General features: G+C 40.2%; 23 protein-coding genes and 3 tRNA genes. 15 read left to right on the top strand and 11 right to left on the bottom strand.

The genetic code is table 11. From position 1 onward, the window contains the following. Positions 1-167: 167 nt before the first annotated feature. Positions 168-686, bottom strand: coding sequence for a flagella biosynthesis regulatory protein FliZ (fliZ, locus tag PSE60_RS09460; protein ID WP_004255757.1), 519 nt, complete (start codon positions 684-686; stop codon positions 168-170). A gap of 1,039 nt (positions 687-1,725) precedes the next feature. Between fliZ and PSE60_RS09465 the strand changes: the two genes are divergently transcribed. Further along, positions 1,726-2,037 carry a DUF5339 domain-containing protein gene (locus PSE60_RS09465; protein ID WP_004909809.1) on the top strand — a complete coding sequence of 104 codons (312 nt, stop codon included), beginning with the start codon at positions 1,726-1,728 and terminating at the stop codon, positions 2,035-2,037. 114 nt (positions 2,038-2,151) lie between these two features. On the opposite strand, the gene mgtA is transcribed toward PSE60_RS09465, so the two are convergent. From mgtA to cspE, 4 genes are all read right to left on the bottom strand, one after another. Beyond that, positions 2,152-4,854, bottom strand: coding sequence for a magnesium-translocating P-type ATPase (gene mgtA, locus PSE60_RS09470; RefSeq protein WP_272665249.1), 2,703 nt, complete (start codon positions 4,852-4,854; stop codon positions 2,152-2,154). 149 nt (positions 4,855-5,003) lie between these two features. Beyond that, on the bottom strand, positions 5,004-5,702 hold the full coding sequence (locus PSE60_RS09475) for an MgtC family protein (RefSeq protein WP_004255789.1): 699 nt from the start codon (positions 5,700-5,702) through the stop codon (positions 5,004-5,006). Positions 5,703-6,099: 397 nt separating this feature from the next. Then, entirely contained in the window at positions 6,100-6,291 is a 192-nt protein-coding gene (gene dsrB / locus PSE60_RS09480; RefSeq protein ID WP_210840052.1) for a protein DsrB, read from the bottom strand. 102 nt (positions 6,292-6,393) lie between these two features. Beyond that, positions 6,394-6,606: a transcription antiterminator/RNA stability regulator CspE gene (cspE, locus tag PSE60_RS09485; protein WP_004909801.1), complete on the bottom strand. Its 213-nt coding sequence runs from the start codon at positions 6,604-6,606 to the stop codon at positions 6,394-6,396. A 479-nt stretch (positions 6,607-7,085) separates the two neighbouring features. Between cspE and PSE60_RS09490 the strand changes: the two genes are divergently transcribed. From PSE60_RS09490 to PSE60_RS09500, 3 genes are all read left to right on the top strand, one after another. Further along, entirely contained in the window at positions 7,086-7,589 is a 504-nt protein-coding gene (locus tag PSE60_RS09490) for a YlaC family protein (protein ID WP_272665250.1), read from the top strand. A gap of 135 nt (positions 7,590-7,724) precedes the next feature. Continuing rightward, positions 7,725-7,800 (top strand) — tRNA-Asn (locus PSE60_RS09495). Between the two features lie 263 nt (positions 7,801-8,063). Next, positions 8,064-8,139, top strand: a tRNA-Asn gene (locus tag PSE60_RS09500). A 113-nt stretch (positions 8,140-8,252) separates the two neighbouring features. Here the strand turns inward: PSE60_RS09500 and PSE60_RS09505 are convergent. Next, positions 8,253-9,155 carry a LysR family transcriptional regulator gene (locus tag PSE60_RS09505; protein ID WP_210840050.1) on the bottom strand — a complete coding sequence of 301 codons (903 nt, stop codon included), beginning with the start codon at positions 9,153-9,155 and terminating at the stop codon, positions 8,253-8,255. Positions 9,156-9,308: 153 nt separating this feature from the next. On the opposite strand from PSE60_RS09505, the gene PSE60_RS09510 reads away from it, so the two are divergent. The 9 genes from PSE60_RS09510 (at position 9,309) to PSE60_RS09550 (ending at position 17,449) form a co-directional block, all read left to right on the top strand. Further along, a complete protein-coding gene (locus PSE60_RS09510) occupies positions 9,309-10,850 on the top strand; it encodes an MFS transporter (RefSeq protein WP_272665251.1) in 1,542 nt (513 codons plus the stop codon). A gap of 23 nt (positions 10,851-10,873) precedes the next feature. Then, positions 10,874-11,932, top strand: a complete 1,059-nt coding sequence (locus PSE60_RS09515) for an HlyD family secretion protein (protein ID WP_272665252.1) — start codon at positions 10,874-10,876, stop codon at positions 11,930-11,932. Beyond that, positions 11,932-13,356, top strand: a complete 1,425-nt coding sequence (locus tag PSE60_RS09520) for an efflux transporter outer membrane subunit (protein WP_272665253.1) — start codon at positions 11,932-11,934, stop codon at positions 13,354-13,356. Before PSE60_RS09515 ends, PSE60_RS09520 begins: the two co-directional genes overlap by 1 nt. Then, positions 13,337-14,110 (top strand): siderophore-interacting protein, encoded by a 774-nt coding sequence (locus PSE60_RS09525; RefSeq protein ID WP_272665254.1) that lies wholly within the window; start codon positions 13,337-13,339, stop codon positions 14,108-14,110. The genes PSE60_RS09520 and PSE60_RS09525 overlap by 20 nt, the downstream gene beginning before the upstream one ends. Positions 14,111-14,131: 21 nt before the next feature. Next, complete coding sequence (locus tag PSE60_RS09530) at positions 14,132-14,575, top strand: universal stress protein (RefSeq protein WP_210840045.1); 444 nt, start codon at positions 14,132-14,134, stop codon at positions 14,573-14,575. Positions 14,576-14,834: 259 nt separating this feature from the next. Continuing rightward, a tRNA-Asn gene (locus tag PSE60_RS09535) sits at positions 14,835-14,910 on the top strand. Between the two features lie 212 nt (positions 14,911-15,122). Then, positions 15,123-16,172, top strand: coding sequence for a dihydroorotase (pyrC, locus tag PSE60_RS09540; protein ID WP_272665255.1), 1,050 nt, complete (start codon positions 15,123-15,125; stop codon positions 16,170-16,172). Positions 16,173-16,391: 219 nt separating this feature from the next. Then, complete coding sequence (gene bssS / locus PSE60_RS09545) at positions 16,392-16,646, top strand: biofilm formation regulator BssS (RefSeq protein WP_004909784.1); 255 nt, start codon at positions 16,392-16,394, stop codon at positions 16,644-16,646. A 209-nt stretch (positions 16,647-16,855) separates the two neighbouring features. After that, positions 16,856-17,449 (top strand): LuxR C-terminal-related transcriptional regulator, encoded by a 594-nt coding sequence (locus tag PSE60_RS09550; RefSeq protein ID WP_272665257.1) that lies wholly within the window; start codon positions 16,856-16,858, stop codon positions 17,447-17,449. 48 nt (positions 17,450-17,497) lie between these two features. On the opposite strand, the gene trhO is transcribed toward PSE60_RS09550, so the two are convergent. Further along, on the bottom strand, positions 17,498-18,544 hold the full coding sequence (gene trhO, locus PSE60_RS09555; RefSeq protein ID WP_272665258.1) for an oxygen-dependent tRNA uridine(34) hydroxylase TrhO: 1,047 nt from the start codon (positions 18,542-18,544) through the stop codon (positions 17,498-17,500). Between the two features lie 216 nt (positions 18,545-18,760). Further along, positions 18,761-19,618 (bottom strand): class A beta-lactamase, encoded by an 858-nt coding sequence (bla, locus tag PSE60_RS09560; protein WP_272665259.1) that lies wholly within the window; start codon positions 19,616-19,618, stop codon positions 18,761-18,763. 413 nt (positions 19,619-20,031) lie between these two features. On the opposite strand from bla, the gene PSE60_RS09565 reads away from it, so the two are divergent. Then, positions 20,032-20,583 (top strand): DUF1007 family protein, encoded by a 552-nt coding sequence (locus PSE60_RS09565; protein WP_272665260.1) that lies wholly within the window; start codon positions 20,032-20,034, stop codon positions 20,581-20,583. Further along, entirely contained in the window at positions 20,574-21,581 is a 1,008-nt protein-coding gene (locus tag PSE60_RS09570; RefSeq protein ID WP_272665261.1) for a nickel/cobalt transporter, read from the top strand. The genes PSE60_RS09565 and PSE60_RS09570 overlap by 10 nt, the downstream gene beginning before the upstream one ends. Positions 21,582-21,749: 168 nt before the next feature. Here PSE60_RS09570 and ttrA read toward each other — a convergent pair whose 3' ends face one another. Genes ttrA through ttrB form a run of 3 tightly spaced genes read right to left on the bottom strand, consistent with a single transcriptional unit; the run spans position 21,750 to position 26,582 of the window. Further along, entirely contained in the window at positions 21,750-24,824 is a 3,075-nt protein-coding gene (ttrA, locus tag PSE60_RS09575; RefSeq protein ID WP_272665262.1) for a tetrathionate reductase subunit TtrA, read from the bottom strand. Further along, a complete protein-coding gene (gene ttrC, locus PSE60_RS09580) occupies positions 24,817-25,863 on the bottom strand; it encodes a tetrathionate reductase subunit TtrC (RefSeq protein ID WP_442959769.1) in 1,047 nt (348 codons plus the stop codon). Before ttrC ends, ttrA begins: the two co-directional genes overlap by 8 nt. Beyond that, positions 25,845-26,582 (bottom strand): tetrathionate reductase subunit TtrB, encoded by a 738-nt coding sequence (ttrB, locus tag PSE60_RS09585; RefSeq protein WP_272665264.1) that lies wholly within the window; start codon positions 26,580-26,582, stop codon positions 25,845-25,847. The genes ttrC and ttrB overlap by 19 nt, the downstream gene beginning before the upstream one ends. Positions 26,583-26,618 lie beyond the last annotated feature (36 nt).

The following is a 26,618-nucleotide window of genomic DNA, read 5'->3' on the forward strand; positions in this document are numbered from 1 at the left end:
TGTGTTTATTTAAAAATACACTTATCTCATAAGAATAACAGTCCCGGTTCCTATCAGATAAGTGCTATCTCATATATTTACTGCTAGAAACATAAAAGGTGCCCACGAGGACACCATTGTTTAAAAACAACAATGAAAATAACGATGCATATTTTCAGTATGTCGTTCTAATTATTGCACTTTTCTGATTCCCAGAATAAATATTGTTCATATTTACGTAATGCAATATTGTAATTACTAAATGCAGAGTCTGTCATTTTTTCACTTAATTCCTCTTGAACTTTACTTGCAGTAAATTCTTTCATAGAAAAATTAGAGGAAGATAACAGCTCATCTAAACGTCGTAAACGAACAACATATTCACGAACAGTACTATGGCTCATCTCAGTCTGTAAGAATAAATACTGTTTAAATGACATAATATCAAAATAATCAGTATTACTATTGCAATAAATTTCACTACAAAAACGACAAAGTGCAGTAAATTTATCTTGCAGCTCCCCCCAAGTACCTTCATCAACCAATTCAGTCATATCAGCGATAGCTTCTTTATTTAAGATGTCATCGTTGAAAACTAAAGAGATACGATCAAGGGTCTTGTGACAATGTGCACAATGAGTTTGGCTGTGTTTAAAATCTTTGATGTAACGACTCAGAGGCCGTTTCTTTACAATAGAAGCAGACATAATGGTAAAGCCCTGTGTGTAAGTCTAAATATAAAATTGTAACCAAATAAATCAGGTTACATACATTGTATGCCCATAGCATTAATATATTATTTGCTATGTTGCATTGCGATATGGTGAATCCATATCATATATTCTTACTTTACCTTTAGAGAACTAATCATTCTAAAAATGTACAGTAAGAAAAGGTATCGCCCTTTGTTAAAAACATTCTAACCCGTCTCTCGCTCTTTGGCGAATTTCTACGGTGAGTCAATTTTGGTATGAATTTGAGTTAGCGTCAACAAAATTAACTTAATTGTCGTTAACCCTGTACACCTATCATTAACCATAAGTTAAGCGATATTTACTCATTAGTTCGCTTAAAAACACAGACTCTACCTGATAATTTCATCTTCGTACAAAGAAAATTTAATTTAAAAATCAAACTTATACCGATACAAAGGTTTTCTTCTTAAATTTGTGAACTAGCTCACTTTTTACATCTATAATTGCATCTTAAATGAACAGGCATTAATTCTATAAATATTTCATAGTAAAATTTTATCATTCAGCCGTAAATATTTTGTTACAAATAAACGATTTTTTAATAATTTTAATTGTATATGAAAAAATGTTATAACAATATTTCAAAATCATATATAGGTAAATTCACGCATAACGCATTATTCTATTTTGCTAGTGGAAACATAATTATCGTCGAAAAATATGTTTATTAGATTAGATAACCATTTTTCCTTCTACTAATAAACCGTTAACTTCTTATCTCAAGCTTCAATCACTTCATCCATCTATCAATCATTCTAGATAAGCGAAAAATAGTCAAAGCTATTCCATAACAACATGATAAAAAACAATTTAGCTATAATTACGAAATTATGTAATGTAAACACCCTAAAATGAAATATGATAGCCTAATTAAATTAAAACTTAATTAATTGGCTAAGATATTATTTTAGGATTTGTCACGTTTGATATTAAAAACATCTCTTATATACTCAATTTGCTATATAAATAAATAATTTTAATAAGGTTGATTATGAAAAAGTTGATTTTAGCTTGTGGTATGGGTTTATTGGCACTGACAATCACTGCTTGTTCAGAAGAAGAGAAAAAAGGCGAAGTTGCTGGCGCAACTGAAACTTGTAACGCTTACTTCGCTGAAGTTGATAGCTTAATTGCTAAAGCTTCAGAAAACCCGCAAGCAAAAACTCAGTTAGATGCAATGAAAGGTCAGCTGGAAGAAGGTAAAAAACAAGTTGCTGCACTACCTAAGGATCAGCAAGATAAAGCTTGCCAACAAGGTATTGATGCAATGAAACAGATGAAAGCTGCTTTAGGCCTGCAATAAGCCCTATTCTTCTTTATTCTGTAGATCAACAAGAGCCACACTGGTGGCTCTTTTTATTGCGCACAGAAAAGAAGAACCATCCTTGGTTTTTCTTTTTCCTGACTTAACAATATATTATAGCCATGTACCAAAACGTTTAATATAAAACTGCTTCATCAGTTGAGCGACAACACAATAGCTCACTAATGTCAGAGCTAGCCATGGAAAATATTCTATTGGCAACGGTTGTAATCCTATCATTTCACCAAATGAAGAAAATGGAATATATAGCCCGAGAGCCATAATTAACCCTGTCGTTAACATAACAGGTAGTGCAGCTGTGCTTTGTATAAAGGGTATTTTTTGTGTTCTTAACATATGAACAACTAGCGTCTGAGAGAGTAATCCTTCCACAAACCAACCTGATTGGAACAATGCTTCGTGAGCAACACTATTTGCTTGGAATACGTACCACATTAACGCAAAAGTCGTAATATCAAAGATAGATGACGTTGGCCCAATCCAGAGCATAAAGCGGCCGATATTTTTTGCATCCCATTTACGAGGCCGTTTTAAAAACTCTTTATCCATTTTATCCCAGGGTAATGCAAGCTGGGAAATATCATACAGCAAGTTTTGAACGAGCAAATGAATGGCTAACATCGGTAGAAAGGGAATAAATGCACTGGCAATCAATACAGAAAATACGTTACCGAAGTTAGAGCTCGCTGTCATATTTAAGTATTTAATAATATTGCCGAAAGTTTCACGTCCTTTAATCACCCCCTGCTCTAATACCATTAAATCTTTTTCAAGTAAGATGATATCCGCAGATTCCTTAGCAATGTCCGTCCCTGTATCAACTGAAATTCCCACATCAGCATCACGTAACGCCGGTGCGTCGTTGATTCCATCACCAAGAAAGCCAACTGTATGCCCATTTGCTTGTAACCGCTTTAAAATACGGGATTTTTGCAAAGGTGTTAATTTACAAAAAACTGAAACCTGCTCAACTTTCTGACTGAGCTCTTCGTCCGTCAAAGCTTCAATTTCCAGACCAGTCATGATTTCACTGATATTTAGACCAACATCATGACAAATTTTTTCGGTAATAATCGCATTATCACCCGTCAACACCTTCACCGTAACACCATTTTCACGTAGCGCTGCAATGGCTGAAATTGCGCTTTCTTTTGCTGGGTCAAGAAAAGTTAAAATGCCTTGTAGTTCTAACTGATGCTCAGCTTGAGTTGAAAGCGGTAAGCTGGCTTCTGCATCATTCAAACGACGAGTTGCGAGTAACAATACACGAAATCCTTGTCTGTTATAGTCACTCACTAGCTCAGTAATTGTTGCTCTTGCTTGGTTATCAAGTAAATGAAGCTCACCATCTTGTTGATAGCTTTGGCAAACAGCTAACATTTCCTCAGCGGCGCCTTTACAAATAAGTAGAGCTTCGCCTTCTGGTGTTCGTACTGTCACTGACAATTTGCGCCGAATAAAATCAAAGGGTAATTCATCAATTTTTTGAAATCCTTTTAACTGCTCAACTTCACTGTTCCCTCTACCACGACGAATAATTGCCTGATCCATCATGTTTTTAGCGCCACTTTGATGGAAGCTATTTAGCCAAGCCAGTTGCAAGATTTTACTATTTTTCTGCCCATTACTATCTAAATAATGTTCTAAAATAATACGATCTTGCGTTAAAGTTCCCGTTTTATCCGTACACAGCACATCCATTGCACCAAAGTTTTGGATAGCATTTAATCTTTTGACAATTACCTTGTGTTTTGACATGGCAATTGCACCTTTGGCTAAATTGGAGCTAACAATCATCGGTAACATTTCGGGCGTTAACCCCACAGCAACCGCCAGTGAGAATAATGTTGCTTCGAACCAATCACCTTTTGTAAACCCATTGATAAGTAAGACAATTGGTACCATGACTAACATAAAGCGAATCAATAACCAACTTACGCTATTCACACCACGATCAAATGATGTTTGCGCACGGCTCCCCACAATGGATTTAGCCAACGAACCTAAATAGGTTTTTCCACCAGTTGCCACCACAATTCCACGTGCTGTACCGCTGGTAACATTGGTTCCCATTAAACAAATATTTGAAATCTCTAATAATTCATTTTCTGTTGGCGATACGGGATCTAAACTTTTGGCTGAAACGTCACCCAATGTGTCATATTTTTCAACGGGTATGGACTCCCCTGTTAGAATCGCTTGGCTGATAAACAAATCTCTTGATTCGACTAGCTTTAAATCCGCAGGAACCATATCCCCTGCGGATAACAACACAATATCCCCTGGTACTAAGCATTTAATCGGCACCTCTTTTCGAACTGAACGCCCCGTTTTATTGTCGCGGCGAAATACCGTAGCTGTCGTTCGAACTAAGGATTTCAATGCTTCCGCAGCCTTATTGGTACGATATTCTTGCCAAAAACGCAAAAATCCACTCAGTAAAACCATAGTGACAATGATAATCACCCCGGTTAAGTCTGTTTCTTCACCTTGACGTTCGGGAATAACATAATCCGTAAAAAAACTAACAACTGCTAATATAATCAGTACGAATATAAATGGATTTTTAAAGGAAGTGAGTAGTTGCTTCCATGCTGGAGGGGCTTTTTCATGAGCAACTTCATTCTCTCCTTCGGTCACTAGGCGATCCATCGCCTCATTCTCAGATAAGCCTAATAGATTTGTTTGATATTCATTGAGCACTTGCTCAATATTTTTACTCGCTTGTTCGCCAACAATATATTTTTGGCGTGCAGCCGCTTTGACGCTTTTACGCGGTTCTCTTATTTCAGTCATAACGTTGTCTCGAATACAACACTCGTGATTTTAACGCTATCCAACTGAAATAAAATTAGCTTATTATCAGTTAGATAGCTCCAGCTTACGACTCCATGACGGAGGGTGGTCGTCCATTTCGGCTCCTATAGTGAGTTAATTTAAAATCATCAGGCAGGTAGCTCTGATGCGACTTTCCAATTGATAGCACTAACACTTTGCTCAAGACTTATTCTGCATACCAATGCTTCAATTTCCTTTTGCTCCGCGGGGGTTGCAAGGAATTCAGCACACACTTCCAACTGTTCAGGCTTTAATGTGTCGGCACTACTTAACGATTGCAACCGAATATGCAACCCGTTAATTGCTTGTAAAATAAGTGTTCTTACTAAAATTTCATCCGTTTGATGGCACATTACACGGATTTTATAACGCTGTTCGACATCAAGCGCTTGCTGCTGTGGCTGTTTATTAATTCGTGAAGCTGCTTCTCTTAATAAGATGTTGGCGCATAAAATTAATAACGTCGCCATCAATGCTAAAGAATATTGCCCTAATCCACATAAAACACCGATCCCCGCAGAACACCAAAGCGTTGCCGCAGTATTGAGACCTCGAATGTTCATGCCTTCACGCATAATCACACCCGCCCCGAGAAAACCGATTCCAGACACCACTTGGGCAGCAATACGCCCAGGGCTATCAGGAGATGTTGTTACAGAACTTAAAATAAACACTGCAGCACCTGTTGCAACCAGTGCATTGGTTCTCAAGCCCGCCATTCGTTGACGCCACTGGCGCTCAGCACCGATTAATGCACCAAAACACATAGCAGACAGTAAATTTAAAATATCAGGGGAAAAAAGCATGATAATCCCTCCAAAAATAACTTGGATAATGATTTATATGCCTAATAAAAAGCATATAGCCATATATTTTGAGTAAAATAAATTACTCAAAAACCATTAGCTATTGCCTGGAGGAAATAGAGAATAAATATAGACCAACATGATACACACTCAATACAGCTATAATATGCTATCTAATTAAATACAATTATAAGGGAGTAGTATGATGAGGAAACATCAGACACCGCCCGCCATTGTGGCAAGCAGTTAAAAGAAAAGATGATTACTGGCTTGCCATTAAATTAAGTTTTTATTCCAACTCTGACTGTCCAAGTAATAATCTCCTAAGTAAAAGATGGAAGGAGTATAAGTGGGGAAAATTATTAAGTAAAGAACAAAGTGTTCATTAACTTGAAACTTATCTTTCAATTGGCGTAACAAAAATCCCTTCATCACCCTCTTTTTCATTAAAAAACCAAATACCTTCAGGGTAATCAGGTAATGCGATTAAATACATTACTCCTTCATTAAAGGGCTCGATAAGTAAAATAGTGCCTTCTCGACGCTCTTCCCCGTCTGTTTTTACATAAACACGGTCATTAATTTTCATAGCAATCTTTTCCAACAAAATATATTAACCATAAATGTAGCGCATACGAAAAAGCCCGTCATTAAAAATGACGGGCTTTAGAAAATCAGTTGAGCAATTAGCTTAGATAGCAGTTACGTTAGCAGCTGCTGGACCTTTTGCACCGTTTTCAATGGTGAATTCAACTTGCTGACCTTCAGCCAGAGTTTTGAAACCATTGCCCTGAATGGCAGAGAAGTGGACGAAAACGTCTTTGCTACCATCAGCTGGAGTGATGAAACCGAAGCCTTTAGACTCGTTGAACCACTTAACTTGACCTTTCATTTTGTCGGACATTTGACTTTTCCTATATAACATCAAAAAAACTTGCCTTTTGGCATATACGGGCCAGAGTCAACTATTTAATCAGGGAAACACCAAGATGCAGCGTCACGGTCAAAGGCTATCTGTGATAACTTTCTTCTTTAGAACACACTAACTCAGTAATCATACATCAAATAGGACTGCTAAACAGGCCGATACTCATTAACTCATGACTTAAAGATAATAGCAACTATTTTATACGGGCAAACTTCAAAAATATGTCGTTTTTTCGATTGCGTCACTTTTATCGACTATAACGTTAACAAAAATGCTGCATTTAGTTGATAGTTTAAAGAAAACTTTAATTTAAAAAGCCAACAACTCAATAAATGTCAGTAAGAATTATCTGATACAATGACAATCTGTGTAAATATTTTTTTTAACTGATATATAACAATCTCAACAGCTCGTGATACCCTCCTAGTATAGATATCTGACAGAGAGTTATACACATGGATATTATCAAACAAATACTCGTCGAAGACTTGGATACCATCAATAAACGTGAAAACCGAGATGGGAAACCTTACTTTAATAGCCAGTTTCTCGCCAACCACCCTTATTTATGTGTTGGCATGGTTGCAGCTTACGTCCCCCTAGCTATTATTCTTTGGTATGCCCCTTATTTTGGCCCTTATTGGGCACTGGGTATCACCATTCTCTTTATTGTACTAGCAAGTGTGCTACTTTTTGACATTAAGCCTGTCTATCATTTTGAAGATATTGGTGTATTAGATTTACGCGTTTGTTATAACGGAGAATGGTTTGTTACCGAACCCGTTTCTGATAATGCGATAAGTAAAATCATTGATTCACAAGATGTTAGCTCTGCAATAAAGCAAGAAATATCGCGTTTAATTGCATTAAAAGGAATGATATCATTTTATGATATCTATCATGTCGCTTATCCTGAAGTTTCTACGCAATTACCTGGTACACTTGCAGCTCAAAATTAATTCAATATCAATTAACTAGAGCAAAACTTCGTCATAATGTGCAGTGAATGAGCAGTTAGATATTTTTTCTGTTTTTATGATTGACAGCCTGAGATGATATCGTTAATATTCGCCTCGTTCTCAGGAACAAGCAATTCCTCCATAGTTCAGTCGGTAGAACGGCGGACTGTTAATCCGTATGTCGCTGGTTCAAGTCCAGCTGGAGGAGCCAAATTTAAAAAGCCCGCTTAATGCGGGCTTTTTGCTATCTGTTTGATATACCTCATTACTCACATATTACTCATCTCTATTATCAGTTTCCCTAGCTTCCCCTTCCCCTATAAGCCACATAATATAGACAACGACACCTCTTATTGGGGTAGATAATCATCAAATCGATTACTTAACACCCACTTGGCTATTTTTTTCGTTTTTATACTTTACAACAGTGAACAGGATGGGTAATATGCGCCTCGTTCTCAGGAACAAAGCAATTCCTCCATAGTTCAGTCGGTAGAACGGCGGACTGTTAATCCGTATGTCGCTGGTTCAAGTCCAGCTGGAGGAGCCAAATTTAAAAAGCCCGCTTAATGCGGGCTTTTTGCTATCTACCTGAAAATTACGCTTCTGAATATTCAGCTACTGACTAAGCAACCACAAAGACCCGCACCATAGAATGAATAGCTACTCTTTCTCTAGAAAAAATTGTTTAATTGTCTGGCGTAACCATTGATGTGCAGGATCTCTGTCCAACCTTGGATGCCATGCTTGCACGATAAATATAGATTCCAATTCCAAAGGAAGTTCAATTTCAATTAACGGCAAATTAACACTCTTTACCCCTTGCAGTACATGGCGAGGGAGCGGCAAAATATAATCAGAGTTCATCGTTAGCATCATTGCAGAATGAAAGCTCGGTAAAGTCAACACAACATTACGCTGCAATTGAAGGTCACGTAATGCGTCATCAATTGGCCCCAATGTACGCCCCCGTCGCGATACACTGATATGCGGGTAATGCGTTAAACTTTCAGGTGTCACTTGCCCAATTATCGGGTGCTCAGGGCGAACCAACGCCTGAAAGGTGCTGGTAAATAAGCTTTGAGCCTTAATTTCAGGATGCCAATCTCGAGAAGAACCAATAACCAAATCAACTTTACCGCTACGTAAGGAATCATCTTCAGTATCACTTTCCGCAATAAAAATTAAACTACTTCGAGGGGCTAATTCCCTGAGTTTTTCTAATAATCCGCCGCCTAAAGCACCAATAAAAATATCATTCGCGCGAATAACAAATGTTCTTTCTAATGTTTTTGGATTGAATAATTCATCAGGATTAATTAACGCTTCTGCTTGAGCAATAATATGGCTAAGTTGTTCTTTTAATTCTAATGCTCTGGGAGTTGGTACTAATTTACGCCCTGCCCTGACTAAAATCGGATCATTAAATTGCTCACGAATTCGCCCTAGAATTCGGCTCATGGCAGGAGCACTCAGGTTCATTTTTTCAGCTGCTCCTCCGACACTTCCTTCCTCCAATAATAAATTCAACGCATAAATCAAATTGAAATCGATTTTTTGTGGCATTTTTCCTCCTCGCCCCTTTGCAGTCCTCCTTATTAGTGGATTGCGTTTTATGCAATAATTTAATTACATCATTTCATTTTAAACAATTAAATAAAGTTTAGATACTACTGCTGAAAAATGACAGAACAAATTTTTAAATAGCAGGAGTTTGAAATGGTTGATGCGTCTATCACACAACCTAAAAAAAACAAATGGATAGCCAGTGCGAGTGAAATCAGTGGTCGCACATGGATGGGTCTATTTGGTGTTTTTTTAGCAGTAATGGCGAGTGGCGTGGGAGAAAACGCCAGTAAATTCGCCCTAGGCGATATTCAGGGCGCAATGGCATTAAATATCGATACTGGCAGTTGGTTAATTACTTGTTATGTAACCGGTTTTGTAATTGGTTCGGGGTTTACTCCTTGCTTTTGGCCGACATTCTCTTTACGCCGTGTTGCACTTGTTATGTGCTCTATATATCTGGTTGGAGGGTTAATTACACCATGGCTAGGAGATCATTATACCCTTCTATTGACAATACGTAGTTTACAGGGCTTTTCAGGCGGAGCTCTCCCACCGATGTTAATGACGGTAGTGCTACGTTTTATGCCTCCACTGATTAAAGTATTAGGTTTAGGAGCTTATGGCTGGGTTTCTGCATGGAGTGCTACTTTTGGTGCCACTGCAGCCGCTTTTGCCTTTCACTGGGGATGGAGTGGATATTTTTATTGGAACTTACCGCTAATGGCGATAGCTACCATCTGCATTGGCTTTGGTTTGCCACAAGACCCTTTACGCTTAGAACGACTCAAACAGTTTAACTGGCGAGGTTTACTTCTAGGGGGAAGTGCACTTGCCATGCTCACCGTGGGTATTTCTCAAGGAGAACGCCTTGATTGGCTAAATTCATCACTGATTTATGTTTTATTAATGGGTGGGCTTGGTTTATTAGCCCTGTTTTTAATAAACGAGTGGTATCACCCATTACCCTTTTTCAATTTACAGTTACTTGGCAAACGGAACCTGTCGTTTTCATTAATCACCCTTGGTGGTGTGCTGTTGATTATGGTTTCTTTGGTGAATATTACCTCTAGCTATTTATCGGCTATTCAAGGGTATCGCTTAGAACAAACCTCCGACATGATGTTATGGGTATCACTCCCACAACTCATCACGCTCCCTATCATAGCCATTATTTGTAATACCCCCAAAGTTGATTGCCGTTGGGTGCTCGCCATTAGTTTACTTTTGATGGCGACAGCTTGTGTTCTCGCATCACAACTGACCCCAGATTGGAATGGTGACAACTTTAGAATGATTTCTCTCTTACAAGCTGTTGCACAACCCATGGCCGTTATTCCGCTATTGATGATGGCAACGGGCGGATTATTGCCCACTGATGGTCCATTTGCTGCTGCTTGGTTTAATGCGGTTAAAGGATTTGCAGCAACCGCTGCAGGGGGAGCTATTGCCCTATTAAGCCGCCAGCGAGGTGATTTTCATTCCGGCGTAATTACTGACAGTTACGGCAGCACCTATCGCGATACTGCGACGAATTCTATCGGCGAGCTCACAAAACTCGCCTCAAGCCAAGGACATGTTTTAGCTAGCTCTGACCTATATCTGTTGGTTTCTGGTTTAGCACTGTTATTAACCGGGCTGATTTTAGTGATGCCAACTCGTATTTACCCACCGCGGTCTGTTGCCGCTGCTTAGTTATTGATTATCAGGAAATTAGAATGAGTAAGATCAAATTAAAAATTAATAAAAATGTCGCTCTAGCTATCATCGCTATTGTTGTTTTAATGGGAGGTTTATTAATTAATAAATTCGCCATTAAAAAAACTGCTCAAAATACCAATGATGCTTATATCCGAGCGGATATTTCACGTATATCACCACAAATTTCAGGTGTGGTGACCGAAGTCCTTGTGCAAGATAACCAATGGGTTAAAGAAGGTGAATTATTAGCAGTCATTGATCCCAGAGAATTTACAGTTGCACTTTCTCAGGCTGCTGCGCAAGAGCAATCTGCTCGCGCACGACAAGATGATGCAAAAGCCAATTTAACGCGTCAACAGGCCTTAATCGCTGCGGCAGAAGCCCAACTGCAATCTGCAAAAGCAGAACTCCAATTTGCGTACCAAGAAAAAACTCGCTACCACAAAATGGCAAATACTGGCGCAGGCTCACAACAAGCGGCACAACAAGCAACTACACGTGTACAAACAATGACAGCAAGTGTTGCACAAGCCGAAGCATCATTAAAAGCAGCCAAAAATATGTTGCAAGTTTTAGAAGCAAAACAGGCCGATAGCAATGCTGAATTGACATTAGCTCAAGCTAAAAAAGCGATGGCTGAGCTTAACCTTTCTTACACCCGTATTACTGCACCCATTGGTGGCGTAATTGGTAAAAAAAGTTTGCGCGTCGGTGAGTTTGTTAAGCCAGGCGATGCTTTAATGGCTATTGTTCCCCAAAACAAGCTCTACATCATCGCGAATTATCAAGAAACTCAACTGGAAAATATTACTCATGGCCAAGTCGTTGATATTAGTATCGACACTTTCCCAGGGCAAATATTAAAAGGCTATGTCGATAGTATTGCTCCCGCGTCTGGTGTGAGTTTCTCACCCATAGCCCCGGAAAATGCAACGGGTAATTTTACTAAAATTGTACAACGCATACCCGTGAAAATTATTTTTGATAGCAACGCCGACCATGCGGTGATGATGAATGCGCTACGTGTGGGTATGTCTGCAGATGTCACCATTAATACACATGATGGGAGCCGCTGATGAACAAAACTGTGATCGCATTGGTTTTGTTAGCACTCACAGGCTGCCATGCCGTTGGGCCAGATTTTGCTCCACCGCAAGCCTCACTTCCAGGCAACTGGGGAGCAACGCAAAACTCCGCAACGTTGCCCACCGAGTGGTGGGCTATCTTTGGTGATCCACAACTGACCCAGTTAGTACAACGTGCAACAACTAGTAACTTAAACCTTCAACTAGCAACTTCACGCATACAACAAAGTCGCGCTTTATTGGGTATCACAGACTCAGCATTAGCACCTGATTTAAACTTTGATAGCGCTTATCAACGTCAACGTGACCCCTCCGGTAAAAAAGGCGAAGCTGATTTCAATAACTGGCGAAGCGGGTTTAGTGCTATCTGGGAAATTGATCTGTGGGGGAAATTACGTCGCTCCTCTGAAAGTGCGCAAGCTAATTTTGCCGCTTCCGAGGAAAACCGTCGTGCTTTATTCACATCTATCGCCGCAGAAATTGCCACTAATTACCTGCGCTTACGAGCGACACAGCAACAAATCATTGTTGCAAAAGAGAACCATGCAACAGCCCTAAAAACGTTACAGTTAACTAAAGTGAGGTTGCAAAATGGTTCGGGTAATCAATTAGATGTAGAACAAGCTCAAGTTCAATTAGACCAAGTAAAAGCTTTGTTGCCTGTTTTAAATGATAGAGAAAACCGCTTGAATAATGCGCTGAGCCTATTACTTAGTGAACAGCCCGGAGCGCTTAAAGCTGAACTTGCAGCGACCAAATCGCTACCGCATTTAACAGGCTCAGTACCAATGGGGCTTCCTTCTGAATTAGCATTGCGTAGGCCTGATATTCGCGAAGCTGAACAGCGATTACACCAAGCAACCGCAGAAATTGGCGTTGCAAAAGCGGATTATTATCCACGAATTACACTTACCGGTAATGCTGGCTACCAAGTGCTTTCCCTGTCAGATATGGGCAACTGGTCAGCACGTTCCTTTTCGATTGGCCCTTCACTTTATTTACCCCTTTTTAATGGTGGAAAAATCACACAACAAGTCAAATTCAGTGAGTATCGTCAACAAGAAATGGCCATCACTTACCAACAAACTGTATTACGTGCTTGGCATGAAATTGATGATGCACTTTCGAATTACCAAACTCAACAAATTAGGCAATCCCACCTTGCCGCTGCTGTAAGCGCCAACCAACACGCATTCTCACTGGCACGAGATAGCTATCTCAATGGCGCTAGCGATTTTATACATGTACTGAGTACACAACGAGCCTTATTAGATTTGCAATCGGCTCAAATTGCTTCCCAAGAAGAAACTGCACTTGCCGTCGTGAATTTGTATCGAGCCCTTGGAGGCGGCTGGGAGCAAACTTATCCATCAAATATGCAGCAGGAGCATTCTTATGCACAACACAATGAATAAAATTGTTGGTGACATATTGGAAAAAGATACCAAGCGTAAACGTGAAGCTACGGTTAGTGCTGTACAGAAACCAACCAAATACCTGCGCCGCATTACATTATGCGGTGAAGATGTTGATAAATTTTTAGATGATTTACGTGCCTATGAGCCCGCTTGTTGGATAAAAGTGTTCTTTCCATGGAAAGATAACCTAGCAGGCCGCGCTTACACCATCAGTGAAATTAATAAAACCAACCGTACAATAGATATTGATATGGTTTTACATGGTGAAGGCCCTGCATCATGTTGGGCGGAAAAGGCATTGGTTGGCGATAAACTGGGCTTTGCAGGCCCCTGTTCTGGAGGATTTAAACCGCTAACGGACGCTAACTGGTTACTACTGCTTGGAGATGAAACTGCCATTCCTGCAATGCGCTCTATTTTAGCCTCTTTAACTCGGCCGATTCCTGTTTTTTGGTTTGCTGAAGTGGGTGATAAACAAGAAATTCAATGCCTTGATTATCCACATTTGATAGTCAATAGCTGGCAAGTACGTGAACGCCATTACGAAAATGTCATGAACAACCTACTTGTTAAAGCAGTCAGTCGCTACGCGCTTCCCGCTGAACCGGGTCAAATTTGGCTCGCTTGTGAACAACAAGCCGCTGCTTATCTTAAAAATCACTTTATCAATGAACGGATGATCCCCAAAACCTCGCTGTTTGCCAAAGGGTATTGGAAAAAAGGGGAATCTAACTTTAAAGGCGCTATTTAGCTCGCCCATCAGGAAATAATCATGATTAATAATGTGTTGTTAGCAGTCGACAGCTTTGAGAATAGCAGTAATGCGCTTAGTTTTATGCAACGAATGACTGGCTGTGTCAGCAATGTGATTGTATTAACTGTTGTTGATAATACCTTTGCACTAAGCCGCACTGGATTAACTAAAGAGAGTGATGAGTGGGATGAATACCCTGCCGCGCAAAATGAAGAAGCTTTGGCACAGAAACAATTAAAAGAGGTCACAAACGCCTTAAATAGCATGGGATTTAAAGCCCAAGGACTACTCGCTGCAGGTACTCCTATCGATACCATTCCCAAAAAAATGGAAAAATATAACTGTGAGTTATTAATTATCTCTCATCGTCATCTTTCTTCACTTGGACGCTGGCTTAGTACCTCAGTGACTCGCAGTTTACTCGATGACATCGCCCAACCGGTTCTCGTTATTCCGCTGTAGATATTTTCGGTAAGTTACATCCACCCATTACTCAGTGGTTAGCTACGGTTAACCACTAAATTTGAAATCATATACCTCCCATTGACTTAAATTTGTAACCGTCTTTTTGTTAGTGTATGGCCTTGATTAATCAACACTACCCTATTTTCGATCAAACTTCCCACAGTTCGCACAGATAACAGGCAAACAAACATTTTTTCGCTATTCTCCTTTGACAATACAGTAAGAGAAAGCTAATATCCTCTGCGTACCAAGGAGTTCCTCCATAGTTCAGTCGGTAGAACGGCGGACTGTTAATCCGTATGTCGCTGGTTCGAGTCCAGCTGGAGGAGCCAAAATTTAGAGAAGCCTGCTTAAGGAAACTTAAGCAGGCTTTTTGCTATTGTATAGCCTGAATACATTAGCTATTTACGTCATTTGCATAACCTACCTCTGAAATAAGCTATAATCGCGATTTCTCATAGCTATTTTTTCACTTTACCTTTATCATTCTATTCCGGCTTGAGCACTCGCTCATCATTCACTCTTCCCCTATGGAGCCGGTTTAATGACAACTGTAACTACCCTAACGATCCGCCGCCCTGATGATTGGCATGTTCATTTTCGCGATGATGATATGTTAAAAACGGTCGTTCCCTATACCAGTGAATTCTTTGGCCGCGCGATTGTCATGCCGAATTTAGTGCCACCAGTCACAACGATTGAAGCCGCAAAAGCTTACCGCGAGCGTATTCTAAAAGCGGTTCCACAAGGACATCAATTTACCCCTTTAATGACCTGCTACCTTACTGATAGCACAGATCCTGCTGAAGTCGTTCGTGGCTTTAACGAGGGGGTATTTACTGCCTGTAAACTCTACCCGGCCAATGCAACAACTAACTCTAGCCACGGCGTATCCGATATTAAAAAGATTTACCCCGTATTAGCTGCGATGGAACAAGCAGGAATGCCACTGCTTATCCATGGTGAAGTCACCGCAAGTCATATCGATATTTTTGACCGAGAAGCCTTATTTATTGAGCAAGTTATGTTGCCACTACGGGCACAGTTTCCAAAACTAAAAGTTGTTTTTGAACACATCACCACCAAAGAAGCGGCTCAATATGTCCAAGAAGCAAATGAATTTACAGCTGCAACGTTAACACCTCAACATTTGATGTTTAATCGTAACCATATGTTAGTTGGTGGCATAAGGCCGCATTTATTTTGCTTACCTATTTTGAAGCGTAATGTGCACCAAGAAGCATTGCGTGCAGCGGTTGCTTCAGGTTGTGACCGTTTTTTCCTTGGTACCGACACCGCACCACATATACAATCACGTAAAGAGTCTTCCTGTGGTTGTGCTGGGGTCTTTAATGCTCCCACCGCATTAGCGGCTTACGCGAGTGTTTTTGAAGAGCTTGGTGCTTTGGCGCATTTCGAAGCTTTTTGTTCCCTAAATGGTCCTAAATTCTATAACTTACCTGTGAATGAAGGGACAATTACGCTAACTAAAGAACAAAATATTATTTGTGAATCCATTGACTGCTGCAATGATAAATTAGTGCCTTTCTTAGCAGGGGAAGATGCACGCTGGACAGTCTCTCAGAGCCAGTAGTTTAACACCCATGGGAAGTTCAAAATACTTCCCATTCTATTTTTGCAATCTTTATTATCCGTTTTATGCATTTTCTGCCATTTAAACAAAAAAAATGTTTTATTTACTTTCTTATTAGCAAAATCTCCTTATACTAAAAGTGGACTCATCACGAGGTCATTGCTCTTAGTCAGTTATAGATATTTATTATTTATCACGATGTTTGATTAGGAGGTTTATATGAATAAAAAAAATGATGTCATTCAAACCCACCCAGTAGTTGGCTGGGACATCAGTACAGTCGATGATTACGACGCTATGATGTTGCGTTTGCACTACCTCCCCGAGCAAGATAAACACACAGGTGACGCTATTGTGGATAAAACAATGTGGCTAACAACTGATGTGGCTAAACAACTCATTCATATTCTTCAAGCAGGTGTAGACAAGATAGAATCAGGGGAATATGTTGAGCTTGGTTTTAAAACACACTAGGGAAATAAATGGATATTAGGATCACTAATATCCATTTAATTTATTCATCCATACAGGTAATTATATATATTTATATAATTACCTTATCAATTAATTACTAATTCGCAATTTAAAATAAGAACACTATTTATTGTTTTTATTAATCCTTGGTTGACTTCACTATCAATTCCAATTTATTGTAAGGCATCTTCTTGAACAAGGATGTTCCAATGCGAATATTAGTTATTGATGAATGTTATTATACACGTCTTGGTATTACAGAATATTTATCCAAAAATAAAAAACTCGAATTTATTAGTACAGGATGTATAAAAGAAGCCATTGGTTTTATAAATATAAACACACCAAGCATTATACTAGTGAATTTAACGTATTATTGTAATTATTCTAATTACTGCCCTACGCTACAGAAATTATTAAGCAATACCAATAATATACGATTTTATATTTATATTAATGCCCCGTATCCACAGACAAACAATCCATTGTTATTAAAGGATAATTATTTCATCCTATCAAAAGATATTATTATTCAAACACTTGATAAGGTTATTCGTGACTATGAACAAATAGAGAAAATCACCAAGCTTGCTAATAACATTGAGTCATCTATTTTCACAATTAAAGAACAAAATATTATTAACAACTGGATGAATGAAACACCTAATCATATTATTTCTCGAAAACTAGGAATTAGCAATAGCACTGTTTATTCACAAAAAAGGCATATTACCTCTAAAGTTTTCGTCAAAAACAGAATAGAGTTATTTTTTATATATAATGTATTTAAATATTTATATTAAAAAAAAGCCCTAATTTCAGGGCTTTCTTATTATAGGTCACATTAATGACTAGTTATCTTTATTTAATAACCCATCGGATAAACGGTGGCGTGATTTATTAAAGATTTTATTACTGACCTCACGGCCTGCACGTCGTGCACGTTGCTCTTGCTCAGGAAGTTTCATTTCTTGTGTACAAGACGAACTGCAGCAGCCTTCATATTTTTCTGCACAGCTAGGGCATTGGATAAACAGTAAGTGGCAACCATCATTAGCGCAATTGGTGTGTGCATCACAAGGTACGCCACATTGGTGGCATTGTGCTAATGTATCCTCTGTAATACGCTCACCCATACGGTTGTCAAAAACAAAGTTTTTCCCTTTAAACCGTAAAGGCAGGCCTTGCTCCTTCGCCTTACGTGCGTATTCAATAATCCCACCTTCAACATGGTAGACATTTTTAAAACCATTATGCAGCATATAAGCACTGGCTTTTTCACAACGGATCCCACCAGTACAATACATCACAACATTTTTGTCTTTTTGCTCTTGCAGCATTTCAACCGCCATTGGCAGTTGCTCTCTAAATGTATCTGATGGTATTTCAATCGCATTATCAAAACGCCCCACTTCATACTCATAATGATTTCGCATATCAACGAAAACAGTATTTGGGTCATCAATCATATCATTCACTTCATGCGCTTTTAGATATTGACCCGTATTTGCTGGGTTAAATGTTTCGTCATCAATACCATCAGCGACTACACGCTCACGCACTTTCATGCGTAGCACCCAGAATGATTTACCGTCATCATCAATCGCAATATTTAAACGTAGGTTTTCTAATGCGGGGTCTGTTGCATAAATGAGTTCGCGTAATGCGCTCACATTGGATTCAGGCACACTGATTTGTGCATTAATACCTTCTTTGGCAATATAAACGCGCCCAAAAACACTCAATGCTTTAAATTGTTGGTACCATTGATTACGAAATTCGTTTGGGTCTTGGATATTAAAATACTTGTAAAAAGAGATAGTGGTGCGCGGCTCGACCTCAGCCAACATGCGCTCTTTTAAGATTTTATTTGAGATTTGGTTATGTAACACTGGCATGGTGTTCTCTTTCCTTTATAACTAGTTAATATTTAAAGCTTAAAATCATGTAGTGTTCACGAAGTGTCCACTCTCGACCATTATCAATATTATCGCTGTTATTTTGTTAATAAAAAACCCCTAATGTTAAGGGGTTTTTATTGGCTATTATTTTCGATGTCTTACTGTATTGATTTATTTTAACAATGAATCATTTTAGTTGATCAAACATGGAGATTAATTATTGAGGTATTCATTGAATATATGCGAGCCTAGGATACGGATCACTTCCGAACGCTCATCCAAAGAAGAACCCTCTTTTCTGACATAAATGCTGATGAATACGGGTTCATGATTATTTGACCACACCATAGATGTTATCCCTCTGACACCATATTCACTTGCTCCCGATCTATCCGCAATTTTCCACCCCTTAGGAAGAGAAGCTCTTAGCATATTGTCAGCCACCTTATTATTGATCATCCATTCCTTTAATTGGTTTCTTGATGCTTGAGTTAGTACTTCTCCCGTCAAAATTTCTTTTAAACTACGACTCATCGCATCTGGCGTTGTCGTATCGCGCAGATCATTCTCAGGATTAATGGTGAGTTCTGGTTCATACCGATCAGAGCGAGTCGCCGTATCACCTATGGACCTCATAAATGCGGTCAGTCCCTCAGGGCCTCCTCCTGACAAAATAGCAAAGTTTGCAGCTGTATTATCGCTATATTCATTTGCAGCCTGACAAGCCTGCTCCAGTGTGAAGGATTTGTTTAAATAACCCTGAGCAACTGGGGAATAGGTCACCATATTTTCTTTAGTAACCAGCATCGAATGGTTTAATGAAATCTTTTTTGCATCCACTTTTGCTAGAACATTAGCACAGGCAATAGACTTAACAGTGCTATCTAAAGGGAAACGCTTATCTCCATTTATCGAAATAGTTCTGTTGTCTGAAAATAGAACTGATAAACCTACTTTCCAACCTTCTTTTTCGTACAATTTGACTTGTTCATCTAAATTCAAAGCAAAAGCAGAAGATACCAGCGGAATACTTAACACTAATGCAGTGAGCGTTTTAAATCGTAAATTCATAGAAAACCTTATTCATTAAGATATATAAAAGAAAATAATTAGCTCAGTTCTTTTACTAATATTGTTCCAGATTAATTTAAAGAATTGATTTATTTGTATTTATTCTAATTAGGATAATTATATTTTTTTTTACCAAGTTAACAAATGATTATATTTTCTAGTAGACCATAGAAAAACTTATGGCTGGGTCAGCCACAAAATCTGACCGACATTTATTGTTTTACAATGCTCCCTATTTCTTAATTTTAATCCTCTCAGAATATTTTTCTTTTTAGTTTGCAGTTCGTTATGTTATAACATTTGTTTTATAAGCCAATTTAACTGACTGAATGATGCGATTTTTTCCTTTCTATTTTTTATTTCTGTTTATAGTTGCTCCGCTGGTAGCGGCACACCCTCACAGTTTTATTGAGATGCAAATTTCCCTTGAAACTAAACAAGATAAATACACAGGGATTAGCTATGTTTGGAAAATGGACCCAATGACATCAGCGGATATCGCCTATGAATTAAAAGGCATTAAACCGGATGACCCTCGTTGGAAACAGCAAGAAGCTATTATTATGGCAAATGTGTTGGTGCAAGATTATTTCACTGATTTTTATTATCAGGGGAAGAAAGTGAGTTTTAAACGCATTCCAGATAGCTACCATTTAGAAAAAGATGGCTTTTCTTTAGTTTTCTTCTTTACCGCTTCATTTATGCAACCCCTGCCTATAGCAGGTTCCCATGTGGAAATTCAAACTTACGACCCAACTTTCTATGTCAGTATGACTTACCAAAATAAACAACAAGTTAACCTACCGTTGGATATTGCTGCTAATTGCCAGATGGAACTACAAGAAGCAAATGTGACCGATTCAATGCGCGCCTACGCTTTCTCTTTAGACAAAAGTGATGATCCAGAAGAGGATTTGGCACTTGGCAAACAGTTTGCACAACGGGTTGATATACAATGTCCATAATACCTTTACGTACGCAAAAATTAATAATTACTGCGCTGTTTGTGGGACTTATTACCTATGTCACTTGGCAGCTCTACATCCACTGGGGATCATGGTTACAACTTAGCCTAGCTTGGCAAAAACAGTTAAACCAAGGGTTATCTTACCTATTGCAAGAAACCACCTCTCGCCCATGGTATGCAGGTGGATTACTGGTGATTGCCAGTTTTGCTTATGGTTTTTTGCATGCCCTTGGACCAGGACATGGCAAATTAATTATCACTACATATATTGCCACCCAAGCGACTCATTTAAAACAGAGTGTTATCATTAGCTTACTAGCATCACTCTTACAAGGGCTTGTTGCGATTACTTTAGTTTCCTTAGTCTTGATCCTATTCCAACTCTCTACTAAGCATCTCAACCAAGCCAGTTTATATGCAGAGCAAATCAGTTATCTATTTGTTATTTTGCTGGGTGGCTATTTATGTCTCAGCGCATTACGTCGTGGCTGGTTAATCCGCAAATCAAAATACTTAGCCCCACTCACGATAAAAAGCATTCAGCCATTGAATTCTTCAACGAAAGCAATAATTAAAACAAAAGCCCATAGCCACTCGGATAACTGTGGTTGTAGCCACCAACACGTTATTCAGTCTCATCAATTGCAATCCAGTTTTAAAAGTAAACTATTGATTATCCTATCGATGGGGATTCGCCCTTGTTCTGGGGCAATTCTCGTATTGCTGTTTTCTTATGTAATAGAGGTATATACATGGGGGGTTATCGCTGCCTTAGCGATGGCAATGGGTACTGCATTAACCATTTGTTTAATTGCCATTTTTGTTCATTTAATGCGTGATAATGCGGTTCGCGTATCACAATTAAAAGGAAAATCATTTTCCCCTTATTGGGCAATCTCACTAAAAATTTTGGCGGGTATTTTATTTATTTTGATGGGCGTTTTGATGCTTCAAAGCATCGGTTTGGAACAATCGGTTTCCCCACTGTTGCGATAAACCATTAAAAAAGGGAGGGCTCCCCCTCCCAGGCATTTGCCGAAGTCACGGTGTGGTAGCACACCGTTTTATGCGCAATGTCAACTGCTTACTACTTATTGCCAACAACCAGATGGTTAATAATGAAGCTATGCAGGTCCCCATCACTAACCATCCTTATTACTTCGTTTAACCAATTAACTCAATGCGAGCAGGTAAGCCTTGGCGCACCGATGCCCCCGAAACCCAGTCTAACCACGTGTTGGCGACTTCACGTGTTGGGTCAGCAAACCCAAGGTCATTTAAGTTAATTCCTGAACCATTTGCCGCATTCATTGGCATTGGTTGGCCATCCAGATAATGCTGTTTTGCCCCCATTTCGGTGTGCCCATAACCATGCTCAATCGCGAGTACCCCTGGCATGACACCATCAAGAACACTCACTTGGGCTTCAGCATGGCCACCCGGTGTGGTGATCCGGATCCAATCGCCATGTTTGACCCCCATTTTCGCTGCGTCATCGGGATGCAGAGCAACAAGATTCGTTGGTTTCACATGGCGTAGACGTTCAATGACTGTCGTTGAACTACTCATGACATGGGATTTAAATGACATCAGTTTCAACGGCCACTCTTGTTCTGGGAATACCGTATTCACATCATCGCCATTTGCCATACGTGGTGGATAGTAGGTAGGGCAACCACTATAACGCTCACCCGTTATGGCGTGTCGATTAATTGCCACTGTTGGGTTCCAAATTTGTAAGCCTTTTTTCCATTGAGGGCCTGTTGCATCGCCATCCCATGCTTTTTCATACGGAGCAAAACGGCCTCCTCGTGTGAAAATATAGGCAACGCGACGAACTTCTTCTGGTTTTAACGTACGCGTAATCGCTGGTAAAATGCGCTCCACGCCACTGATTTGAATATCTTCTGTTGCGGCTTCAGGAACTGGTTTTTCCCCTAACCATGCCATATTTGCAGCAACTCTTAGGTAATAATCTTCCGCTGTATTAAGTGAATGCATGTTGCCATCCATATCTTCAATCACGTTATCACCAAAGCCCGGTAAATTAAGTTCTTTTGCTACAGCGATACAGAAACTTTCCATCGAAACTGGCTGGCCATCCGCTGTTTTAGCTGTGCGTGACTCAACAATCGGCCAACGTGCCGTACTGGCTTTGACCTGCACACCAGACCATGGTGCACTGAAACCCCAACTTTCGAAATTATGGGTATCCGGCACTATGTAATCTGCCAATGCCGTTGTTTCATTCATAAAGGCATCAATACCTATAATCAACGGTAAGTGTTTAGGGTCTTTCAGTTTTTCTTCCATCACCTGACGAATACCTGCAATACCATATACAGGGTTAGTCATATTGGTGATCCACGCTTTCAGTGCATAAGGATACCCCATCAAGGCGGATGCTAACTGTTCGGTTAGTTGGCCTTTGGCAAACGGGTACCAAGGGGCTTTTGCGGGATATGGGTTCTCACCTGCTGCCTGACGCGCTTTGAATTCATCTGATTTTTCATACACTTCATTGCTACGTGATAACACCACACCTTTAGGTTTCACTTTACCTTTATAGCTGGCAATTTTGTAACGCGGCCCATCGTTTTCCCCGTTGAATTTACCACCACCAACAGAAACACCGCCTTTCAAGTTTAAGTTACCAATCAATGCGTTAAGCATGATAACTGACCATGCAGTGTAGAAACCATTACCGCCCATCATACCGCCATGGGAAATAACTGCGGCTTTTCTATCATAAGAAGTCAATGCTTTACCCAGCGATTCAATAGTTTTTACTGGGACATGACAGCGCTGGCTGTATTCTTCCAAAGTCATGCGATTTGCGGCTTCTTTAAGGCACTGGAAGCTAGATTTAACCGTCACTTCACTGCCATCGTGCAAAGTCACTTGGCGTGTCACAAATAGCTCAGCCGTAAGGGCTTCATCAGCCAATTTTAATTCACCCGCAGCATCTTGCACTAAATAGGCTTTCTCATCGTCACCTTCTCCTGTGATATAAGAAGAAATTAACAATTTGCCTGCTAATGGGTGGTTATCATCCGTAATGACTAAATGTGTTGAGTTAGTCCAGCTTTTCTCCCCCATCGCTTCCATGGATTTTTCACTTGGCACACTGAGGTATTTGGCATTGTAACGCTCATTTGCAATGATCCAACGGATCATCCCCATCACTAACGCAGCGTCAGTACCCGGCTGTACTGGGACCCAGTGGCCGTGGTCATTTGCTAAAGTCGTTGTTAATGGTAATGCAGGTGAAACCACCACATAGTTAAATGAATCACGTAAACGCGCTGTCGCTAATTGACGACCTTGGCGCTTAAATGGGTTACCGGATTGCGCGGGAGACGTTCCCAAAAACAGCGCAAAGCGTACGTTATCCCAATCGGGTTTGACGTGGGCGTTTTTGTCCAAATCATCCATCAATGCACCGGAACCGGCACGATAAGCCAATCCACAATACGAACCGTGAGCACCAAAGTTTTTACTACCAAAGGCATTTTGTGCAAAGCGACGGATAAAACCATCACGGCCGTCGTCACCTGCGTTGGTCACTAATAACTGGTTGGCTTTTGGTCCCAGTTTTGGTTGTGATGGGTCTAAAGGCGTTTCTAAATCGCGAATAGCACGTAAACCATCGACATGGCCTTCACCAAATAAGTCCCCTCCCTCAACCACTTCTTTAATCAGTTGTTCAAAACTGATGCGCTCCCATTTACCTTCGCCGCGCTTACCAACACGTTTCATCGGTTCGAGAATACGCAATGGGCTTGTTAAGCCTTCCATTAACGTTGCACCACGAGCACAGGCAGTCGAACGGTGTTCAAGGCCTGATTCTCCACTCATTTTGTTAAATGCCGTTTTCAGCGGCATGCCATAAGGAAAATGCTCTTCATGGGACAGTGGATGATAAGGGTTCCCCGCGATACGCAATACTTCATTTTTCGCTGTATCAACGCGAGCACGAATACCACACTGAGTCCAACAACCAAAACATTGCGTCATCGCAACCACTTGTTCTGGGTTTTCTTGCCAACCTTTCAGTGCCTGTCCTTCAGGACGTAAAGAGTTACCATTGAGCCTATCAAGAGTGACTTTACCTGACGTACCATTAACCAGACCATCGACTGCACGTTTGGCAACATCACGGTAGCTTGCACCAAATAATGCGATACCACCGACAACCAAACCACCTTTAAGCCATTGACGTCTTGAGAATTTAGCCATGTTGCACTCTCCTCGCAAACCAGCGAACACCTTCACGAACAATAATTGTTAATGCAATCCATAAACCGAATGTGCCGACAATAGCCAGTAATCCGTCTGTTCCCAATGGGAAATGGTATGGGTTAGCGATAATGTTATATTTTGGTACCGCTTGAACTTCCATCAGAAAAATCCAACGTATCGTCCAAGCAAAAGCCATTGAAATTAAAGCTAAAATAGTGATATATGCAACCGAGCGAATCGCTTTTAAATTACTGACGGACATCGCAAAAGTGATTAACCACAATGCGCAAACCCCCATTAGCATCCACCATCCTGGGCTTGCTGTATCTAACTGTTGGCGTACTGCAATACCTGAGGTGGTATCACCTGAGAGCCATAGCGCAAAACAAACGGCGAACAGCAATAATGTCACAACTTGAAAGCGAGCTAAGCGATTTTGATATTGAGGTTCACGGCGTGCCCCTAAGCTAATCAATGCAGGTAATACTTGTAACGCACTGAGGAACATCAATACTGGTACCCACCAGCTATACCAAATTGGACGTGCATTTAATACTGAAGCTTCACGACCGGTATATAACAATAATCCTATCGCTGAAAGTGCAGCCAACAAAGCCACCCAACGCGTTGCTTTAAACTCTTTTTTCCAAATCAGTTTCACCACTAATGCGACAAAATATAAACCAATAAATGTAGTGAATAATGGCAGTAACACAGACCCCCACCACATCCAAGACCACATTGTTGGATGCGCGTAGAAATGCCATACCCTTGCGGTTTGGTGTAAATCCGCAGTTAATGCTAATGGAGCGGTAATGCCCATCGTGATAGCAATAAATACCGAAATCATCTCTAAGCGACTGTTTTCTGGTTTATTTCTCCAATGAAGATAACAAGCATACAGTACCGCGCAAGCAGCAATCCCTATGAAGAAGAAATATTGTACCGCCCAAGGAAGCCAAAAGAATTCTTGTGGCTGAGCCATGACTTCTGAAATATACGTTACTTGGTCATTCATCAGAACACCTCCTGCCATAATGCGGGCTGCCCTTTGCCTTGTAGCGGCTGCACGAATGCGTCATCTAAACCGATATAGAAAACTTGTGGTAATGTGCCACTTTCAGGTTTGAGGACTTTGATTTCAGCTTCGTGCTCTGTCAGTATTTTACGAATAGTACTGTTCGGGTCTTTTAAATCCCCAATAATACGCGCGCCACCCACACAAGATTCAACACAAGCTGGCAATAAACCCACTTCTAAGCGATGAGCGCAGAATGTGCATTTATCCGCAGTTTGCGTAGAGTGGTTGATAAAACGCGCATCGTATGGGCACGCTTGTACGCAGTAAGCACACCCAACACAGCGTTCGTTATCAACGACAACAATGCCGTCTTCACGTTGGAAAGTCGCTTGAACTGGGCATACGGGTACGCAAGGTGGGTTATCGCAGTGGTTACATAGACGAGGTAATAATACGTTGGTGAAACCTTCTTCGCCTTTCACTGCAACTTGATATTGATTCACTGTCGTTCTAAATTGACCTTGTGGGGTTTGGTTTTCAACCGAGCAACTTACTGTGCAAGATTGGCAACCAATACAACGGCGCAAATCAATCAACATTCCATAACGTTTTTCTGGGTTGCCTTCTCGGCGTGTCGGGGAAAAACTGAGCCCAGCTTCTGCGATAGGAATTAACGAAGCTCCCGCAGTCACTGCCCCAATTTGTTGTAGAAATTTTCGTTTACTCAGATCCATAATTGGCTCCAGTACTGACATTGCTAATGCGAAAAT

The sequence above is a fragment of the Providencia sp. PROV174 genome (assembly GCF_028480685.1).
GTDB classification, from domain to species: Bacteria; Pseudomonadota; Gammaproteobacteria; order Enterobacterales; family Enterobacteriaceae; genus Providencia; species Providencia rettgeri.

Excerpts from the sequence above, each read along its gene's own strand:
- fliZ (WP_004255757.1), bottom strand. The coding sequence starts at position 686 with ATGTCTGCTTCTATTGTAAAGAAACGGCCTCTGAGTCGTTACATCAAA.
- PSE60_RS09465 (WP_004909809.1), top strand. The coding sequence starts at position 1,726 with ATGAAAAAGTTGATTTTAGCTTGTGGTATGGGTTTATTGGCACTGACA.
- mgtA (WP_272665249.1), bottom strand. The coding sequence starts at position 4,854 with ATGACTGAAATAAGAGAACCGCGTAAAAGCGTCAAAGCGGCTGCACGC.
- PSE60_RS09475 (WP_004255789.1), bottom strand. The coding sequence starts at position 5,702 with ATGCTTTTTTCCCCTGATATTTTAAATTTACTGTCTGCTATGTGTTTT.
- dsrB (WP_210840052.1), bottom strand. The coding sequence starts at position 6,291 with ATGAAAATTAATGACCGTGTTTATGTAAAAACAGACGGGGAAGAGCGT.
- cspE (WP_004909801.1), bottom strand. The coding sequence starts at position 6,606 with ATGTCCGACAAAATGAAAGGTCAAGTTAAGTGGTTCAACGAGTCTAAA.
- PSE60_RS09490 (WP_272665250.1), top strand. The coding sequence starts at position 7,086 with ATGGATATTATCAAACAAATACTCGTCGAAGACTTGGATACCATCAAT.
- PSE60_RS09505 (WP_210840050.1), bottom strand. The coding sequence starts at position 9,155 with ATGCCACAAAAAATCGATTTCAATTTGATTTATGCGTTGAATTTATTA.
- PSE60_RS09510 (WP_272665251.1), top strand. The coding sequence starts at position 9,309 with ATGGTTGATGCGTCTATCACACAACCTAAAAAAAACAAATGGATAGCC.
- PSE60_RS09515 (WP_272665252.1), top strand. The coding sequence starts at position 10,874 with ATGAGTAAGATCAAATTAAAAATTAATAAAAATGTCGCTCTAGCTATC.
- PSE60_RS09520 (WP_272665253.1), top strand. The coding sequence starts at position 11,932 with ATGAACAAAACTGTGATCGCATTGGTTTTGTTAGCACTCACAGGCTGC.
- PSE60_RS09525 (WP_272665254.1), top strand. The coding sequence starts at position 13,337 with ATGCACAACACAATGAATAAAATTGTTGGTGACATATTGGAAAAAGAT.
- PSE60_RS09530 (WP_210840045.1), top strand. The coding sequence starts at position 14,132 with ATGATTAATAATGTGTTGTTAGCAGTCGACAGCTTTGAGAATAGCAGT.
- pyrC (WP_272665255.1), top strand. The coding sequence starts at position 15,123 with ATGACAACTGTAACTACCCTAACGATCCGCCGCCCTGATGATTGGCAT.
- bssS (WP_004909784.1), top strand. The coding sequence starts at position 16,392 with ATGAATAAAAAAAATGATGTCATTCAAACCCACCCAGTAGTTGGCTGG.
- PSE60_RS09550 (WP_272665257.1), top strand. The coding sequence starts at position 16,856 with ATGCGAATATTAGTTATTGATGAATGTTATTATACACGTCTTGGTATT.
- trhO (WP_272665258.1), bottom strand. The coding sequence starts at position 18,544 with ATGCCAGTGTTACATAACCAAATCTCAAATAAAATCTTAAAAGAGCGC.
- bla (WP_272665259.1), bottom strand. The coding sequence starts at position 19,618 with ATGAATTTACGATTTAAAACGCTCACTGCATTAGTGTTAAGTATTCCG.
- PSE60_RS09565 (WP_272665260.1), top strand. The coding sequence starts at position 20,032 with ATGCAAATTTCCCTTGAAACTAAACAAGATAAATACACAGGGATTAGC.
- PSE60_RS09570 (WP_272665261.1), top strand. The coding sequence starts at position 20,574 with ATGTCCATAATACCTTTACGTACGCAAAAATTAATAATTACTGCGCTG.
- ttrA (WP_272665262.1), bottom strand. The coding sequence starts at position 24,824 with ATGGCTAAATTCTCAAGACGTCAATGGCTTAAAGGTGGTTTGGTTGTC.
- ttrC (WP_442959769.1), bottom strand. The coding sequence starts at position 25,863 with ATGGCAGGAGGTGTTCTGATGAATGACCAAGTAACGTATATTTCAGAA.
- ttrB (WP_272665264.1), bottom strand. The coding sequence starts at position 26,582 with ATGGATCTGAGTAAACGAAAATTTCTACAACAAATTGGGGCAGTGACT.